Source organism: Photorhabdus bodei (assembly GCF_003287735.1).
GTDB lineage: Bacteria > Pseudomonadota > Gammaproteobacteria > Enterobacterales > Enterobacteriaceae > Photorhabdus > Photorhabdus kayaii.
Window position 1 is genome coordinate 17,190 of sequence record NZ_NSCM01000048.1, and the last position, 17,300, is coordinate 34,489.

The 17,300-nt window shown below is 44.1% G+C and carries 15 protein-coding genes; 1 reads left to right on the forward strand and 14 read right to left on the reverse strand.

Annotation, left to right across the window (positions count from 1 at the left end; translation table 11 throughout):
* Nucleotides 1-117 precede the first annotated feature (117 nt).
* Both CKY02_RS19345 and CKY02_RS19350 read right to left on the reverse strand, forming a co-directional pair.
* Entirely contained in the window at nt 118-1,278 is a 1,161-nt protein-coding gene (locus CKY02_RS19345; protein ID WP_112896552.1) for an aminotransferase class V-fold PLP-dependent enzyme, read from the reverse strand.
* A complete protein-coding gene (locus tag CKY02_RS19350) occupies nt 1,278-1,934 on the reverse strand; it encodes a hypothetical protein (protein WP_112896553.1) in 657 nt (218 codons plus the stop codon). The genes CKY02_RS19345 and CKY02_RS19350 overlap by 1 nt, the downstream gene beginning before the upstream one ends.
* Nucleotides 1,935-2,025: 91 nt before the next feature.
* Between CKY02_RS19350 and CKY02_RS26430 the strand changes: the two genes are divergently transcribed.
* A complete protein-coding gene (locus CKY02_RS26430; protein WP_275658230.1) occupies nt 2,026-2,151 on the forward strand; it encodes a hypothetical protein in 126 nt (41 codons plus the stop codon).
* On the opposite strand, the gene CKY02_RS19355 is transcribed toward CKY02_RS26430, so the two are convergent.
* From CKY02_RS19355 to CKY02_RS19410, 12 genes are all read right to left on the reverse strand, one after another.
* Nucleotides 2,102-2,950 (reverse strand): hypothetical protein, encoded by an 849-nt coding sequence (locus tag CKY02_RS19355; protein ID WP_112896554.1) that lies wholly within the window; start codon nt 2,948-2,950, stop codon nt 2,102-2,104. The two genes, CKY02_RS26430 and CKY02_RS19355, sit on opposite strands and share 50 nt — an antisense overlap.
* A 572-nt stretch (nt 2,951-3,522) precedes the next feature.
* Nucleotides 3,523-3,822, reverse strand: coding sequence for a helix-turn-helix domain-containing protein (locus tag CKY02_RS19360; RefSeq protein WP_023043883.1), 300 nt, complete (start codon nt 3,820-3,822; stop codon nt 3,523-3,525).
* 20 nt (nt 3,823-3,842) lie between these two features.
* On the reverse strand, nt 3,843-4,184 hold the full coding sequence (locus CKY02_RS19365; RefSeq protein ID WP_112896555.1) for a type II toxin-antitoxin system RelE/ParE family toxin: 342 nt from the start codon (nt 4,182-4,184) through the stop codon (nt 3,843-3,845).
* 431 nt (nt 4,185-4,615) lie between these two features.
* Nucleotides 4,616-8,836 (reverse strand): DNA-directed RNA polymerase subunit beta', encoded by a 4,221-nt coding sequence (gene rpoC / locus CKY02_RS19370; protein WP_112896556.1) that lies wholly within the window; start codon nt 8,834-8,836, stop codon nt 4,616-4,618.
* Nucleotides 8,837-8,966: 130 nt separating this feature from the next.
* Nucleotides 8,967-12,995 (reverse strand): DNA-directed RNA polymerase subunit beta, encoded by a 4,029-nt coding sequence (gene rpoB, locus CKY02_RS19375; RefSeq protein WP_112896557.1) that lies wholly within the window; start codon nt 12,993-12,995, stop codon nt 8,967-8,969.
* A 339-nt stretch (nt 12,996-13,334) separates the two neighbouring features.
* Complete coding sequence (rplL, locus tag CKY02_RS19380) at nt 13,335-13,706, reverse strand: 50S ribosomal protein L7/L12 (RefSeq protein WP_112879331.1); 372 nt, start codon at nt 13,704-13,706, stop codon at nt 13,335-13,337.
* A gap of 63 nt (nt 13,707-13,769) precedes the next feature.
* Nucleotides 13,770-14,276 (reverse strand): 50S ribosomal protein L10, encoded by a 507-nt coding sequence (rplJ, locus tag CKY02_RS19385; protein ID WP_112879332.1) that lies wholly within the window; start codon nt 14,274-14,276, stop codon nt 13,770-13,772.
* Between the two features lie 315 nt (nt 14,277-14,591).
* Nucleotides 14,592-15,293 (reverse strand): 50S ribosomal protein L1, encoded by a 702-nt coding sequence (gene rplA, locus CKY02_RS19390; protein ID WP_112896558.1) that lies wholly within the window; start codon nt 15,291-15,293, stop codon nt 14,592-14,594.
* A gap of 3 nt (nt 15,294-15,296) precedes the next feature.
* Nucleotides 15,297-15,725: a 50S ribosomal protein L11 gene (gene rplK / locus CKY02_RS19395; RefSeq protein WP_112896559.1), complete on the reverse strand. Its 429-nt coding sequence runs from the start codon at nt 15,723-15,725 to the stop codon at nt 15,297-15,299.
* A 161-nt stretch (nt 15,726-15,886) separates the two neighbouring features.
* A complete protein-coding gene (gene nusG / locus CKY02_RS19400; RefSeq protein ID WP_011144820.1) occupies nt 15,887-16,432 on the reverse strand; it encodes a transcription termination/antitermination protein NusG in 546 nt (181 codons plus the stop codon).
* 1 nt (nt 16,433) lies between these two features.
* Nucleotides 16,434-16,817 carry a preprotein translocase subunit SecE gene (gene secE / locus CKY02_RS19405; RefSeq protein WP_112879334.1) on the reverse strand — a complete coding sequence of 128 codons (384 nt, stop codon included), beginning with the start codon at nt 16,815-16,817 and terminating at the stop codon, nt 16,434-16,436.
* 274 nt (nt 16,818-17,091) lie between these two features.
* Nucleotides 17,092-17,300: EF-Tu C-terminal domain-related protein (locus tag CKY02_RS19410; RefSeq protein ID WP_476641933.1), on the reverse strand; the 209-nt coding region annotated here is incomplete at its 5' end.

The window sequence follows — 17,300 nt, forward strand, 5'->3', positions numbered from 1 at the left end:
ATCTCCAGACCTTTTTAGCAGCAACCTGTTTTTTTTAACATTAAAAAATAAGGTACAACTATTTTACTCGCAGCTCAGCTTATTGCTAAATCACCCAAATTGCCTGAACTATTCTCATTAATTATCAGTATCTTCTTTATAATTTTCCTCAGTGATTTTAACTAAAGCAGATTTTATTCTCAAAATATCTTCCTTTGTATGCGACGTATCAAGGCTAACTCGAACAGCGCCATCAGGATAAGTTCCAAATTTTTTATGAGCTAACGGCGCGCATTGTAACCCGGGACGAGTAATAATATTGTATTTGTTTTCTAGTATATAAGAGACTTCTCCGGGATGATAACCTTCTACTGTAAAAAGAATTGTTGGTAACCCGACTTTATGTTTACAAATTAATTTAACCTTTTTTAATTGTGATAACTCATCAATAAGAGTTGTACGCAAAGTTTGTAATTGATTTTGAATATTCTCTATTCCAATTTTTTTTAAACGCCTTATAGACGCTAGCAATGAAAGTATGCCAATAGTGTTTTGTGTTCCTGATTCATATTTGTATGGTATTCCAGTTGGTTGTGTAGTTAATCTTGATAATACACCTGTCCCTCCCTGGATTAATTCATTATGAGAAAATCCATTATCAAGAATAAAGTACCCGCCAATACCTGATACTCCGCCTAAACTTTTGTGTCCGCTAAAAACAAGGTAATCAATATTACCTTTCGATAAATCAATTGTTTGTGAACCAAAAGATTGAGAACCATCAACTAAAACCATCGCACCGTATAAATGTGCCAATTTTCCTATCTCATCTATATTACAAAATGTACCAATAGTATTAGAGCAACTATGAACCACTAATAACTTAGTTTTCTTATTCTTTAATAAAAATTCCAAATGCGATATATCAATTTCACCATCTGTCACATCGATAAATTGACTACTTACCCCAATATCTTTTAAATGGTTTATCGGTCTAAGTACTGAGTTATGTTCTAAATGGGTAGTAATGACATTATCACCCGGTTTAAGCGTACCTTTTATACATTCGTTGAGTGAATATGTGGCTCCTGAGTTAAAAATTACTGTCCCATGACCATTTAATTTTGTTTGTTCGATGAATTCGTGTCGGCACTCTTCAACGAGTTCCGTAATCTTTTTAGATTGTTGCGATAAAGAGCGACCTGGAGTTACCCCAAGAGTGTCCAAATACATATTTATCATGTCCTTCACTTCTTGTGATTTTGGCCATGAGGTAGAAGCTGCATCTGCATATAACATTATCCAATCTCCATATGGTTACTAAGATATAATTTGAATTTTTTAGCAGTCGCATCCATCTCCTTTATTCCTTCATTATCTCTCCACTCAGATCTTTCAGGTACATTTAAACTATTTGCCAATACTGTTCTTATCATTCCTCTCTCAATGAAATCTGATTCACCTATCGTAAAAATATACTTATTACCACTATCTTCAACATAGATATAGGGACCAGCCTCACCGAACATCTTAAGTTCATCCAATGAGTCTATTGTATGTATTTTAAATTGATTTCTTAACTTATTATGAAGATCAATCTCGGTAGGGAAACAACATAAATGTGCATGATAACAGTACTTTTGATTTGGGTCCATGACGATACAACCACCGGCTCGTCCATTTTCATAGCAAAGAGGATTGCTTATATTGTAATATTCACGATAAAAATCATTTATTATATTTTTAAACTGTTTCAGTTCTTTTATTGCTTCGTCATCATATATTTCTGCAAAGCACCGGTATCCCCCTAAATCAGTCTCACATTTATTGGTAGCAATTATTATATAGCCCTCAATTATCTGGCCTTTAGGTACGAACGCATAGAAATATTCTCCTTGTAAAAGTATTTTATCTTTTTCAAAGGAAGATTCGGGGTGGCAAAAAATACATCCCATTTTAAACTCCTCTTATCGTTTGTCGATTCTACTGATAAATATATCTTCATGACACAAATTGAAATCTTCTTCGGTATGCCAGGCAATCATCATGCTAAATTTATTTATACCCGTCATCTTTCAAGTTGCCTCTTTGTTGGCTGCACTCACTCACCCCGGTCACATAGTTATCTATGCTCCCGGGGATTCGCTCCCTTGCCGTCGCGATGCATCTTGAAATCCATAGGGTATATAATACTATGTTTATTCAGTCCGCTTTGTAGCTCAGAATAAATAGGATTTGATAAGATGATTCTGCATTTTTTCCTAATAGCAAGACAAGAATCAATCACAGATATAATTGTACCGGGAGCTGTGTTTGATAAACCTATTATTTCCACCGTAGTATCATCAAAACCTAATACCGCTAATTCTTTCCCAACAGTTAACAACTTAATATCGCTGTAGCGAGGACACTGCTTTGCATAAGCAATCCAATTGTTATTTACTTCCCTGCCGAAAAAATTGATTTTATTAATATTATCTATTTCATTAAAATCTCTCAGGTCTACATCGATTTTAGTACATCCTTCTACTACTATTTCTGTAAAATCAAAAACGTTCACTCTGCTACAGATGTATTTTTCGAAAATCTTTGAATAACATTTGATTTTTCTTTCATCTGAGTAACAAACCGTCGCATCTACATCATTACTATATGTTTGTTTGGCATTTTCTATTATCAAAGTTGGTGATTTTACACTTTCATCTATTCCAAAATCGCTAAGCATATTAATGGATACGCGTCTGTGTTTAAGAGTGAATTCACATTTTCTTGTTATAAGAATTGACAAGCATATATCGTTTATTTTATAAAAAAATGCTTTTATCTCACTAGAAAGATTATATTCCATTTCTTTCATATTTTTCCAAATAAAATAACCTAAGCTCCCTATATCACGCTTATAAAAATTATTTATTAGGATATAATTATCTTCCGTTATATCTTCATAGTTCAGGTTTACTCCATTCTCCATTATTTTGCCCCGTTATTTTATATTGGCGACAATGGCTTCTCATTTTTAGTTTATATTCATTTCCAAGTATATGAATCATGAAATATTGTATTTTATGACCTGTATCATAATTTAAAGATCCAACAGGAGAAAAAACTGCGATTATTTATCCTGAAAAATTAAATTGAAGTCTTCATCAATCATGTAAGAATACGGATAAAAAGAGGTACTTTAAAGAGAATAATCTTTCATAAATTCTATGTGATGGGACTTTAAATGAAATAATTATATTGACCAGACCCTTGAATTAAATACGATGAGCTATTTCTGCATATCGAATAATATCCCTTACATAGCTAAGGTGATTTTGCCGGTACCAAATTCATGGAATACTTAATCATCAGTGTATATTTCGATGAGCATGAACGCTGCTTGAATCACTGTACGATCAACTATCCTGTGACTATTCCCCACCCGACTGTACACGAAGATTCCCACTTCATTGGCTGTCGCGCTCATACTTAACAAGTCTGACACGAACCTTAGCGGGCAGAAACCACGAGTTCTGCCGCTTTTACTGAGGCAACGCCATATCAAATATGGACTACGATACGTTTACCATCAGGAAGTTGAACATCAAGGCTCAACTCTCCACCTAACGCTGCAACGTAGCGTTTCAATGTTGAAAGTTTAGGGTTATTACCAGGCTGTTCTATTTTAGCAATAGTCGGTTGCTTGACTCCAAGTGCAGTTGCCAGCTCAGTTTGTGAAACATCGAGAGCCTCGCGGATCTGATAAAGCCCTATCTCCCGTTTCATTTCATCAACTTTTTTAGCAATCCTACGGCGGCTTTCAGGGCTGCGTTTTTCAAGCAATTCATCAAGTGTAGCCATATTTCAGTTCTCTAGTTTAGTTAGTTCTTAAGATGCTTCTTAAACTCAGCATCAGCAAGTTTGATCATGTCCTTATAGAACCGTTTTTCATTCAGTCCGGTTTTATTGCCAGCGCAAAGGACGATGGCATTCCGACATGGATCAAAAGCGAAGAATGCCCGTACAGGATTTCCGGCATGCTGAATACATAACTCTTTCATATTGGGAAATTTAGAGTCATGCAGCGTATCAACGTAAGGTCTGCCTAATTGCGGGCCGTACTCTCTCAAAATTTTCAGCATAGCCAGAATATCATCCTGTAACTCTTCACTCTGTTCGTTATACCAAGCATCAAACACTCCTGTTGTGATAACTTTCCACATGTTCATTTCTCATAGTTTGTAAACTACAAAACCAACATATAGCCTACTAGCTATAATTGCAATCCCTCACCCTAAATTTAACTTATCACTAGTCTCTGTAGAACAAGTACGATTTCATTTAAAAAACACTTAATTAACAGTGCAATATAGGAAGGATATAGTAAGAAATCTCAGCGGATCTGTTCCTACATTGTATAGCTGGGTGCCAACATTGACTGTACACACCAGATGATTGTGAGGAACAAAGTCTTCAAGTGAACTCTTTTCGGAAAGAAAAATTTGAGGAGAGGATTTTTAACGTGGCGACAAGTTCCATTTTGTGAACGAAACTCGATTAAAACAGAGCGCCAAGTAAAAAATTGGCACGTTATCAAAAAGTTGAAATGCCCTCCAAAAAGGAGGGCATTTAATTAGCTAGCGTGTTCTAAGAATTACTTCTTATCGCCACCAAAACCGGCATTCAACAGTTCTGCCAAGTTCGCGGTAGCCTCATCGACACTCACTTGTGGTGCCTCGGCAGGCTCATTCAATTGGCGACGACGTATGCGCTCCTGATGGTAAGCATAACCGGTACCGGCAGGGATCAGACGACCGACGATGACGTTTTCTTTCAAGCCACGCAGTTCATCACGTTTACCCGCAACCGCGGCCTCGGTCAGCACGCGGGTCGTTTCCTGGAACGATGCCGCGGAGATGAAGGATTCAGTCGCCAGAGACGCTTTGGTGATACCCAACAGGTCACGGCCATAAGTTGCAGGCACTTTACCTTCTTGCTCCAGCTTACGGTTCGCCACTTTAACGCGGGCATATTCAACCTGTTCGCCTTCCAAGAACTCGGAACTACCTGTACTTTCAATGGTTGCTTTACGCAGCATCTGACGAACGATAACCTCAATGTGTTTATCGTTAATCTTAACCCCTTGCAGGCGGTAAACTTCCTGAACTTCGTTGGTGATGTAACGGGTAACCGCATGAACACCACGCAGGCGCAAGATGTCGTGTGGAGACTCTGGACCATCAGAGATCACGTCACCACGTTCAACCACTTCACCTTCGAACACGTTGAGCTGACGCCATTTAGGGATCATCTCTTCGTAAGCATCACCACCATCTAATGGGGAGATAACCAGACGGCGTTTGCCCTTGGTTTCTTTACCAAAGGAGACAATACCGCTGACTTCAGCCAGGATAGCTGGCTCTTTCGGACGACGTGCTTCGAACAAGTCAGCAACACGCGGCAGACCACCGGTAATATCTTTCGTACCGCCGGATTCCTGAGGAATACGCGCCAAGGTGTCACCCGCAGAGATGCTGACGCCATCGTCTAACTGAACAATTGCTTTGCCTGGCAGGAAATATTGAGCAGGCATATCAGTACCTGGGATCAATACATCGTTACCCTTGGCGTCAACAATTTTCAGCGCCGGACGCAGATCTTTACCACTACCAGTACGCTCTGCACTATCCAGAACAACCAGTGAAGATAGACCTGTTAATTCGTCAGTCTGACGGGTAATGGTCTGGCCATCTACCATGTCAGCGAAACGGATGATACCTGATACTTCACTGACAACTGGCATGGTGTGCGGGTCCCAGTTAGCAACGGTTTCACCGCCATTAACGGTTTCGCCATCACCTTTACCCAGTACCGCACCGTAAGGCACTTTATAGCTTTCTTTAGTACGACCAAATTCGTCGATCAAACACAGTTCAGTGTTACGGGAAGTAATCACCAGTTTACCTGCGGAGTTCGTCACGGATTTAGCGTTAAACAGTTTCAGGCTACCTTTATTACGTACCTGAATGCTGGATTCGGCTGCCGCACGAGACGCCGCGCCACCGATGTGGAACGTACGCATCGTCAACTGTGTACCCGGCTCACCGATGGACTGAGCCGCAATAACACCAACCGCCTCACCTTTATTGATGATGTGTCCGCGAGCAAGGTCACGACCATAGCAGTTAGCACAAACACCGAAGTCAGTTTCACAACTTACAACAGAACGTACTTTAATGCTGTCAACGGAGCTCTCTTCTAACAGATCACACCATTTTTCATTCAGCAAGGTGTTACGTGGAACCAGAATGTCAGCCGTACCCGGTTTTAGAACATCTTCCGCCGTCACACGACCCAATACACGCTCGCGCAGTGGTTCTTTAACATCACCACCTTCAATAACCGGCGTCATCAGAATACCGTCGTGCGTACCACAGTCATCTTCTGTAACAACCAAGTCTTGCGCCACGTCAACCAGACGACGAGTCAGGTAACCAGAGTTCGCCGTTTTCAGTGCGGTATCCGCCAAACCTTTACGAGCACCGTGGGTTGAAATGAAGTACTGGAGTACGTTCAAACCTTCACGGAAGTTCGCTGTAATTGGGGTTTCGATGATGGAACCGTCTGGCTTAGCCATCAAGCCACGCATACCCGCCAACTGACGGATCTGAGCGGCAGAACCACGCGCACCAGAGTCAGCCATCATAAAGATGCTGTTGAAGGAAACTTGTTGTTCTTCCTCACCATCACGGTTAATGACTGTTTCGGTAGACAAGTTTTCCATCATTGCCTTAGCAACACGCTCGTTTGCCGCAGCCCAGATATCGATAACTTTGTTATACCGTTCACCGGCTGTTACCAAACCAGACTGGAACTGTTCCTGAATTTCAGCAACTTCCGCTTCTGCTTCTGCAATGATCCCTGCTTTTTTCTCTGGGATGACCATGTCATCGATCCCAACAGATGCACCTGAACGTGCAGCGTAGGCAAAGCCGGTATACATGATCTGGTCAGCAAAAATAACCGTTGGCTTCAAGCCCATCACACGGTAACAAGTGTTCAGCATTTTGGAGATAGCTTTCTTACCCAGTGGTTGGTTAACCAGGGAGTAAGGCAGACCTCTTGGTACGATCATCCACAGAATTGCACGACCAATAGTCGTATCAACCAGACCTGTGTTGGTCGTGATATTGCCTTCACCGTCTTTCACTTCTTCAGTGATACGGACTTTAACGCGGGCATGCAGAGAAGCCAGACCTGCGCGATATACGCGTTCTGCTTCTTTAGGCCCGGTCAATACCATGCCTTCGCCTTTAGCGTTAACACAGTCACGGGTCATGTAGTACAGACCCAGAACAACGTCCTGAGATGGAACGATGATTGGCTCACCACTCGCTGGAGACAAGATGTTGTTAGTAGACATCATCAGCGCACGCGCTTCCAGCTGGGCTTCCAGTGTCAGCGGTACGTGAACAGCCATCTGGTCACCGTCGAAGTCAGCGTTATATGCCGCACACACCAGTGGGTGCAACTGAATCGCTTTACCTTCGATCAGAACCGGTTCGAATGCCTGAATACCCAAACGGTGAAGTGTCGGTGCACGGTTCAGCAGAACCGGGTGTTCACGAATGACTTCATCCAAGATATCCCATACCACCGCCTCTTCACGCTCAACCATCTTTTTGGCTGCTTTAATCGTGGTCGCCAAACCACGCAGTTCCAGCTTGCCATAGATGAATGGCTTAAACAGCTCCAGGGCCATCTTCTTAGGCAGACCACACTGATGCAGACGCAGGTAAGGACCTACAGTAATTACGGAACGACCGGAATAGTCAACTCGTTTACCCAACAGGTTCTGACGGAAACGACCTTGTTTACCCTTGATCATATCAGCCAAGGATTTCAGCGGACGCTTGTTAGAACCAGTAATGGCACGACCACGACGACCGTTATCCAGCAAAGCATCGACCGCTTCCTGCAACATACGTTTTTCGTTGCGAACAATGATATCTGGCGCAGCCAGATCCAACAGGCGCTTCAAACGGTTGTTACGGTTAATAACACGACGATAGAGATCGTTCAGATCCGAAGTGGCAAAACGGCCGCCATCCAATGGAACCAATGGACGTAAATCCGGTGGCAGAACTGGCAGAACCGTCAGAACCATCCATTCTGGTTTGTTACCAGACTGAATAAAGGCTTCCAACAGTTTAATACGTTTGGTCAGCTTTTTACGTTTAGTTTCAGAGTTAGTTTCGTTTAACTCTTCACGCAACGTTTCACACTCATTTTCCAGATCGAGATTTTTCAGCAAAGACTGGATAGCTTCCGCTCCCATCTTCGCATCGAATTCATCACCAAACTCTTCCAGTGCATCCAAGTATTGCTCTTCTGTCAGGATCTGACTGCGTTCCAAGCTGGTCATACCGCCTTCTACAACCACATAGGATTCGAAGTACAGTACACGCTCAATATCACGCAGTGGCATATCCAGCAACAAACCGATGCGAGATGGCAATGATTTCAGGAACCAAATGTGTGCCGTTGGAGAAGCCAGTTCAATGTGACCCATACGTTCACGACGAACTTTAGTTTGGGTAACTTCCACACCACACTTCTCACAAATTACACCACGGTGTTTCAGGCGCTTGTATTTACCACACAAGCACTCATAGTCTTTTACCGGTCCGAAAATACGGGCACAGAAAAGGCCGTCACGCTCTGGTTTGAACGTACGGTAGTTAATTGTTTCCGGCTTTTTCACTTCACCAAATGACCACGAACGGATCATATCTGGCGAGGCCAGAGCAATTTTGATCGCATCAAACTCTTCGGTCTTAGTTTGCGCTTTCAGAAACTTCAATAAGTCTTTCACGAAATGGCTCCTGTCGGAGTTAGACCTGTCAGGAGAGCAGCCCATGCCGCTCCCCCCTATGACCAGTGCAACCACTGGCTGGTAAACTGCCCGTCATATCCATTCAGGACAGTACCAGCGGGAATACGATTTATTCGTCTTCCAGCTCGATGTTGATACCCAGAGAGCGGATCTCTTTTAACAATACGTTGAAGGATTCCGGCATACCTGGCTCCATCTGGTGGTTGCCATCCACGATGTTTTTATACATCTTGGTACGGCCGTTAACATCGTCGGACTTGACGGTGAGCATTTCCTGCAAGGTGTACGCGGCACCATATGCTTCCAATGCCCACACTTCCATCTCACCGAAACGTTGACCACCGAACTGTGCCTTACCACCCAGCGGTTGCTGAGTAACCAGGCTGTACGAACCGGTTGAACGAGCATGCATTTTGTCATCCACCAAGTGGTTCAGCTTCAGCATATACATGTAGCCAACAGTAACCTGACGCTCAAATTGCTCACCGGTACGGCCATCAAACAGGGTAATTTGACCAGAAGTTGGCAAGTCACCCAGTTTCAGCAGCTCTTTAATTTCTTTCTCTTTCGCACCATCAAACACAGGTGTCGCAATTGGCATACCTTTTTTCAGGTTTTCTGCCAAACGCATAACTTCTTCATCAGAGAAAGTGCTCAGATCAACTTTCTGGCGGGTTTCATCACCCAGGTCATAAGCTTTCTGGATAAATTCACGCAGTTTGGCAACTTCCTGCTGCTGTTTCAGCATCGCATTGATCTTGTCGCCAATACCTTTCGCCGCCATACCCAGATGCGTTTCCAAGATCTGACCAATGTTCATACGTGATGGTACGCCCAATGGGTTCAGTACGATATCTACCGGAGTGCCGTTTTCATCGTAAGGCATATCTTCGATTGGGTTGATCTTGGAGATAACACCCTTGTTACCGTGGCGACCTGCCATCTTATCACCAGGCTGAATCTGACGTTTAACCGCCAGATAAACTTTGACGATTTTCAGCACACCCGGTGCCAAATCATCACCTTGAGTGATCTTACGGCGTTTAGCATCCAGTTTTTTCTCGAACTCAGCTTTGAGTTCGTCATACTGTTCAGCCAACTGCTCCAACTGATTCTGTTTCTCTTCATCAGCCAGACCCAGCTCTAACCAACGCGCACGAGGCAGTTTATCCAGTTTCTCAGCTTCTATACCGCCAGAAATCAAAACAGAACGGATACGTGCAAACAGGCCAGCTTCAAAGATTTGCAACTCTTCTGTCAGGTCTTTCTTCGCCTGACGCAGTTGCATCTCTTCGATTTCCAAAGCACGCTTATCTTTTTCTACGCCATCACGGGTAAATACCTGTACGTCGATAACCGTACCGGATACGCCATTTGGTACGCGCAGAGAAGAGTCTTTAACATCAGACGCTTTCTCACCGAAAATAGCACGCAGCAATTTTTCTTCTGGCGTTAGCTGAGTTTCACCTTTAGGTGTCACTTTACCAACCAGAATGTCACCGCCGGTCACTTCTGCGCCAATATAAACAATACCGGACTCATCCAGTTTGGAGAGCGCGGCCTCACCCACGTTAGGGATGTCAGCCGTGATCTCTTCAGGCCCTAATTTGGTATCACGAGATACGCAAGCCAGTTCCTGGATATGAATGGTTGTAAAGCGATCTTCCTGGACGACACGCTCAGAAACTAAGATGGAGTCCTCGAAGTTATAACCATTCCACGGCATGAACGCTACGCGCATGTTCTGACCGAGCGCGAGTTCACCCAAGTCAGTAGATGGCCCATCAGCCAGTACATCGCCGCGTTCCACGGGTTCGCCCAGAGAGACACATGGCATTTGGTTAATACAGGTGTTCTGGTTAGAACGGGTATATTTCGTCAGGTTATAAATATCAATACCTGCTTCACCCGGATACATTTCATCTTCGTTTACTTTGATAACGATACGAGATGCATCGACGTACTGAACCACACCACCGCGCTTAGCAACAGAAGTTACACCTGAGTCAACCGCTACTGCACGTTCCATACCCGTACCAACCAACGGCTTATCAGCACGCAGAGTAGGTACAGCCTGACGTTGCATGTTCGCACCCATCAATGCACGGTTTGCGTCATCGTGTTCCAAGAATGGGATCAAGGAAGCACCAACGGAAACCACCTGCTGAGTGGAAACGTCCATATATTCAACCTGCTCACGGTTAAATAAGCTGGATTCACCATAATTACGGCAAGTTATCAGATCTTCAACGAAGTGACCTTCATCATCTAATACGGTGTTCGCCTGTGCGATAACGAAGTTACCTTCTTCAATCGCAGACAGATAGTGAATTTCATCAGTAACAACACCATCACGAACCAGACGATACGGGGTTTCAAGGAAACCATACTCGTTAGTCTGCGCATAAACAGACAATGAGTTAATCAGACCGATGTTCGGACCTTCCGGGGTTTCGATTGGACATACACGGCCATAGTGGGTTGGGTGTACGTCACGCACTTCGAAGCCAGCACGCTCACGGGTCAAACCACCTGGACCCAACGCAGAGATACGGCGTTTGTGAGTGATTTCAGAAAGTGGGTTGTTTTGGTCCATAAACTGAGACAGTTGGCTGGAACCAAAGAATTCTTTCACTGCGGCTGAAATCGGCTTAGCGTTGATCATGTCCTGAGGCATCAGTGTATCCAGATCACCCAAGGACAGACGCTCTTTAACCGCACGCTCAACACGTACCAGACCAACACGGAACTGGTTTTCTGCCATCTCGCCAACAGAACGGATACGACGGTTGCCTAAGTGGTCGATATCGTCGACTTCACCTTTACCATTGCGGATATCAATCAGTTTCTTCATGACATCGATGATGTCATCTTTACTCAGAATACCGGAACCTTCAACTTCTTCCCGGCTCAATGAGCGGTTGAATTTCATACGACCAACCGCAGAAAGATCATAACGATCTTCTGAGAAGAACAGATTTTCAAACAGATTTTCCGCCGCTTCACGGGTTGGTGGTTCACCAGGACGCATCATGCGATAAATCTCAACCAAAGCACTCAAACGGTCATTGGTTGGATCAACACGAAGTGTCTCGGAAATATATGCGCCGTGATCTAAATCGTTGGTGAACAATGTTTCGATAGATTTGTGACCAGACTGGCTCAAACGTGCCAATAGATCTAAAGAGAGCTCCATGTTAGCAGCACAGATAATTTCACCTGTATTGACATCAATGTAGTCTCTTGCAACAACTTTACCCGCAATGTATTCAACAGGAACCTCAATACGGTTCACTTCGTCTTTTTCTAACTGGCGGATATGACGTGCGGTAATACGACGGCCTTTTTCAACATAAACCTTGCCGTTTGCTTCAATATCAAAAGAAGCAGTTTCACCACGCAAACGTTCTGGTACCAGAGTCATTTGCAGTCTGTTGTCACGAATTTCGAAAATCGTTTTACTGAAGAACAGGTTCAAAATCTCTTCAGTGCTGTAATTCATTGCACGCATAATAATCGTTGCCGGCAATTTACGACGGCGGTCAATGCGCACAAACAGATTATCTTTTGGATCGAATTCGAAATCTAACCAAGAACCACGGTAAGGAATAATACGTGCGTTATACAGTACTTTACCGGATGAGTGAGTTTTACCCTTATCGCTGTCAAAGAATACACCAGGACTACGATGCAACTGGGAGACAATAACTCGCTCAGTACCATTGATAACAAAAGTACCGTTGTCAGTCATGAGCGGAATTTCACCCATGTAGACTTCTTGCTCTTTGATATCTTTGACCGTGCCTTCCGGTGCTTCACGTTCATAGATAACCAGACGCAACTTAACGCGCAGAGGTGCAGAATAAGTTACACCTCGAATCTGGCACTCTTTAACATCAAACACTGGCTCACCAAGACGGTAGCTAACGTATTGCAGCTCCGAACTGCCGCTGTAGCTCTGAATTGGGAATACAGAACGGAATGCCGCTTCTAAACCATTCTGGCCTTCTGGATCTTGCTCGATAAACTTCTGGAACGAGTCAAGTTGGATAGAAAGGAGATAAGGTACGTCCAACACTTGCGGACGCTTACCAAAATCCTTACGAATACGTTTTTTCTCGGTATAGGAGTAAACCATAGGGTTCCTCAGCTCGCTGATCAGTGACCCACTCTGCCCGCCCTAAAGGACAGCTCTTTACAACACTGTTTTTTCGAACAGAAAATTGAATTATTTTCCGTAATACTCATTACTATTACTCTTAAATCATTTCATTGCGTTACATTACTACCGAGCTACCCGAGTGGATCGTAGCTGAGAACGCAGTATATTAAGTCGTCAATAGGAAAAAGTATTTGGGGGTTAATTAACAGCCAAACAGTGGAAATGCTGCTAATGCCCTACAGCGCAAAAAGGCTGGTGATTTTTTAATCACCAGCCATCAGCCTTTAAAGTCAGGCTGCTAACTCAAAACTAAACTTACTTGATCTCAACAGAAGCACCAGCTTCTTCCAGAGATTTTTTCAGCGCTTCAGCATCATCTTTGCTGATGCCTTCTTTCAATGTAGCGTTTGGAGCGCTTTCAACCAGATCTTTAGCTTCTTTCAGACCCAGGCCAGTTGCGCCACGTACTGCTTTGATAACAGCAACTTTGTTACCGCCAATAGCAGACAGAACAACGTCAAACTCAGTTTGTTCTTCAACAGCTTCAGCAGCACCGCTAGCAGCAACAGCTACCGCCGCCGCCGCAGAAACGCCGAATTTGTCTTCCATTGCAGTGATCAGTTCAACAACATCCATGACGGACATTGTTGCAACTGCGTCCAGAATTTGTTCTTTATTGATAGACATAACAAGTGTTCCTAAAATTCAGAAATAATTTATACGTTAAAAAGCAACGAAGGAAATCGGCAATTAAGCTACTTCTTTCTGCTCGCGTGACTCGCGTAACGCAGCCAGAGTACGAACCAGTTTGCCTGCAACGGCTTCTTTCATGGTTGACATCAGGCGTGCGATTGCTTCTTCGTAAGTCGGGAGTGTTGCCAAACGGTCAATATTGGCCGCAGGAATAAACTCACCTTCAAAGGCTGCTGCTTTAATCTCGAATGCTGGATTCGCTTTCGCGAACTCTTTGAACAGACGAGCAGCTGCGCCCGGGTGTTCGTTAGAGAAAGCAATCAAGGTTGGACCAACAAACGCTTCTTTCAGGCACTCATAGGCAGTACCTTCAACAGCACGGCAGATCAACGTGTTACGAACAACACGAATGTAAACGCCAGCTTCGCGACCTGCTTTACGCAGTTCAGTCATTTTATCTACAGTAACGCCACGGGAATCCGCAACAACCGCAGACAGCGCACCTTTGGCAACTTCGCTGACTTCAGCAACAATCGCTTGTTTGTCTTGAAGATTTAGTGCCATTAGCTTCTTGCTCCTGGATTAACCGGGAAGAACCCGGAACTCACATCGCTCATAACACCATAAAGGGGCCTGAGCTCTAAAACACGGTGAGCAGAATCCAGAAATGAATTTCATTTGGCTCTGTCACCGTCTACGCAGGAATATTAAGTAATTACTTACACCTGCGGTCTTGGACGGGGCTTGGATTAGGCCAAGCTCCAACCGAAAATTTTTTATTTAGCTAATAAAAAACTTACTAGCCAAACATAAGGCGCCAAATTTTAGACAAATCTGACGCCAAGGTAAAGCGATAATCACAATCACATTCAGCTAAAATTAAGCTGAAGCATTCAGACCAGACTGGTCAATCGCAACACCTGCGCCCATGGTAGTGGACAGGCTAACTTTCTTAATATAAATACCCTTAGCAGAAGATGGTTTGGCTTTTTTCAGCGCAACCAGCAGAGCTTCCAGGTTTTCTTTCAATTTGTCAGTGTCGAAGTCAACTTTACCAATGGTGGTGTGGATAATGCCGTTTTTATCGTTACGGTAACGAACCTGACCCGCTTTAGCATTCTGAACAGCTTCAGCAACGTTAGGAGTTACAGTACCCACTTTAGGGTTTGGCATCAAACCACGAGGACCCAGGATTTGACCTAATTGGCCAACAACGCGCATTGCATCTGGAGAAGCGATAACAACGTCAAAGTCCATTTCGCCTTTTTTAACCAGTTCAGCCAGATCTTCCATACCTACCAGTTCAGCGCCCGCTGCTTTAGCAGCTTCTGCATTTGCGCCTTGGGTAAATACAGCTACGCGAACGGAACGGCCAGTACCATGAGGCAGTACCGTTGCACCACGCACGTTCTGGTCAGATTTACGAGCGTCGATGCCGAGATTAACAGCAACGTCAACGCTTTCTACGAATTTAGCGGTAGCCAGCTCTTTCAGCAGAACAACAGCTTCGTTAATGTCATACTGCTTAGTTGAATCCACTTTTTCACGGATTGTGCGCATGCGCTTGGTCAGTTTAGCCATCGATTAATCCTCCACTACCAGGCCCATGGAACGAGCAGTACCTTCAATTGAACGCATCATTGCGTCAACACTAGCACCGGTCATATCCGCAGCTTTAGTTTCAGCAATTTCACGAATCTGCGCACTGGTCACTTTACCAACTTTGTCTTTGTTCGGTTTGCCAGAACCCGATTTAATGCCCGCAGCTTTCTTCAGCAGAACAGCCGCTGGTGGGGTTTTAGTAACGAAAGTGAAGGAACGATCAGAATAAACAGTGATCACAACAGGAATTGGCAGACCTTTTTCAATGCTATCAGTTTTAGCATTGAACGCCTTACAGAATTCCATGATGTTAACACCCTGCTGACCCAGAGCAGGACCTACTGGAGGGCTTGGGTTAGCCATACCAGCTGCAACCTGCAACTTGACATAGGCCTGTACTTTCTTAGCCATTGATAATTTTCCTCTATGTGGGTGGTATCGCCTTTGATTTAAAAGGCTCCCCTGTCATTTCAGTCCCGCCTTATCCAGGCCAGACTACTAAAAAACAAAAGGCGCGGAATTGTATGTTAATTTCTCACCTATTGCAAGCCAGCAAAAGATACGCTCGAAAATTACGCCTTCTCTACCTGGCTGAAATCCAGCTCAACCGGTGTCGCACGACCAAAGATAGAAACTGAAACTTTCAGGCGGCTCTTCTCGTAATCGACTTCTTCCACAACACCATTGAAGTCTGCGAATGGACCATCGCTGACACGAACCATTTCGCCTGGTTCGAACAATGTTTTTGGCCGTGGTTTATCACCAACCTGCTGAAGGCGATTCATAATCGCATCAACTTCTTTATCACTGATTGGTGCCGGACGGTCAGATGTACCACCGATAAAACCCATGACGCGTGGTACGCTGCGAACGAGATGCCATGTTGCATCGTTCATAATCATTTGTACCAGCACATACCCAGGGAAGAATTTGCGTTCACTTTTGCGACGCTGGCCGCTACGAATCTCAACAACTTCCTCTGTTGGCACCATCACTTCGCCAAAAGAATCTTCCATATCATGTAGTTTGATATGTTCACGTAAAGATTGTGCAACACGACCTTCAAACCCGGAAAATGCCTGTATAACATACCAACGTTTTTTTGGGGAATCTGACATCTTAGAACCTCAGGCCTGTAATAAGTGAAACTAAACGCACCAGGATACCGTCAAGACCCCAGAGGATCAAAGACATCAATGCAGTCACCGCCGCAACAATCAAAGTCGTGTGCAGCGCTTCCTGGCGAGTTGGCCAAATGACTTTGCGCATTTCAATGCGGGCTTCACGAGCGAAAGCCAGTGTGGTTTTACCCTTTGCAGTCCAGAGCGCAGCCGCTCCCGCAAGAGCAACAATAACAACAACCGCCATCGCGCGTAGAGGAAGGCTATACTCCCGATAAAGGTAGTTTCCAACGATAGCAACCGTTAATAAGGCTGCCACTAATAGCCATTTCATTACTTCAAGACTACGCCTGCTTTCTTGAGCATCGCTATTCGTACTCATAAACCAACCTGTAACTATGATTTAAATAGATAGCCAGCTTGCCTCGCAAGAGCAAAACAAATCAGACCGAACCAAAAAATTTGAGTGATTGTATCTGACTTGGCGCCATAATTCAGTATGACATTGTATATCTGAGAGCGATATAGCCAATTCGTTGCATCAGAGCCTATCTCACCAATAATTAAAAACAACTATTGATGAGATAGGTTCTTATTAAGACAACGTACAAAAAGGGCATCGGTTGATGCCCTTTTAGTGTAATCACATCAAAAAATTATGCGATAACTTTAGCAACAACACCAGCGCCTACTGTACGGCCACCTTCACGGATAGCGAAGCGCAGACCCTGGTCCATTGCGATTGGGGCAATCAGGGTAACTTTCATCTGAATGTTATCACCTGGCATCACCATTTCCACGCCTTCTGGCAGTTCAATGGTACCGGTCACGTCAGTTGTACGGAAGTAGAACTGTGGACGGTAGC

Bases quoted from the DNA above. Each gene is read 5' to 3' on its own strand.
- CKY02_RS19345 (WP_112896552.1), bottom strand. From the start codon at position 1,278: ATGTTATATGCAGATGCAGCTTCTACCTCATGGCCAAAATCACAAGAA.
- CKY02_RS19350 (WP_112896553.1), bottom strand. From the start codon at position 1,934: ATGGGATGTATTTTTTGCCACCCCGAATCTTCCTTTGAAAAAGATAAA.
- CKY02_RS26430 (WP_275658230.1), top strand. From the start codon at position 2,026: ATGCTAAATTTATTTATACCCGTCATCTTTCAAGTTGCCTCTTTGTTG.
- CKY02_RS19355 (WP_112896554.1), bottom strand. From the start codon at position 2,950: ATGGAGAATGGAGTAAACCTGAACTATGAAGATATAACGGAAGATAAT.
- CKY02_RS19360 (WP_023043883.1), bottom strand. From the start codon at position 3,822: ATGGCTACACTTGATGAATTGCTTGAAAAACGCAGCCCTGAAAGCCGC.
- CKY02_RS19365 (WP_112896555.1), bottom strand. From the start codon at position 4,184: ATGTGGAAAGTTATCACAACAGGAGTGTTTGATGCTTGGTATAACGAA.
- rpoB (WP_112896557.1), bottom strand. From the start codon at position 12,995: ATGGTTTACTCCTATACCGAGAAAAAACGTATTCGTAAGGATTTTGGT.
- rplL (WP_112879331.1), bottom strand. From the start codon at position 13,706: ATGTCTATCAATAAAGAACAAATTCTGGACGCAGTTGCAACAATGTCC.
- rplJ (WP_112879332.1), bottom strand. From the start codon at position 14,276: ATGGCACTAAATCTTCAAGACAAACAAGCGATTGTTGCTGAAGTCAGC.
- rplA (WP_112896558.1), bottom strand. From the start codon at position 15,293: ATGGCTAAACTGACCAAGCGCATGCGCACAATCCGTGAAAAAGTGGAT.
- rplK (WP_112896559.1), bottom strand. From the start codon at position 15,725: ATGGCTAAGAAAGTACAGGCCTATGTCAAGTTGCAGGTTGCAGCTGGT.
- nusG (WP_011144820.1), bottom strand. From the start codon at position 16,432: ATGTCAGATTCCCCAAAAAAACGTTGGTATGTTATACAGGCATTTTCC.
- secE (WP_112879334.1), bottom strand. From the start codon at position 16,817: ATGAGTACGAATAGCGATGCTCAAGAAAGCAGGCGTAGTCTTGAAGTA.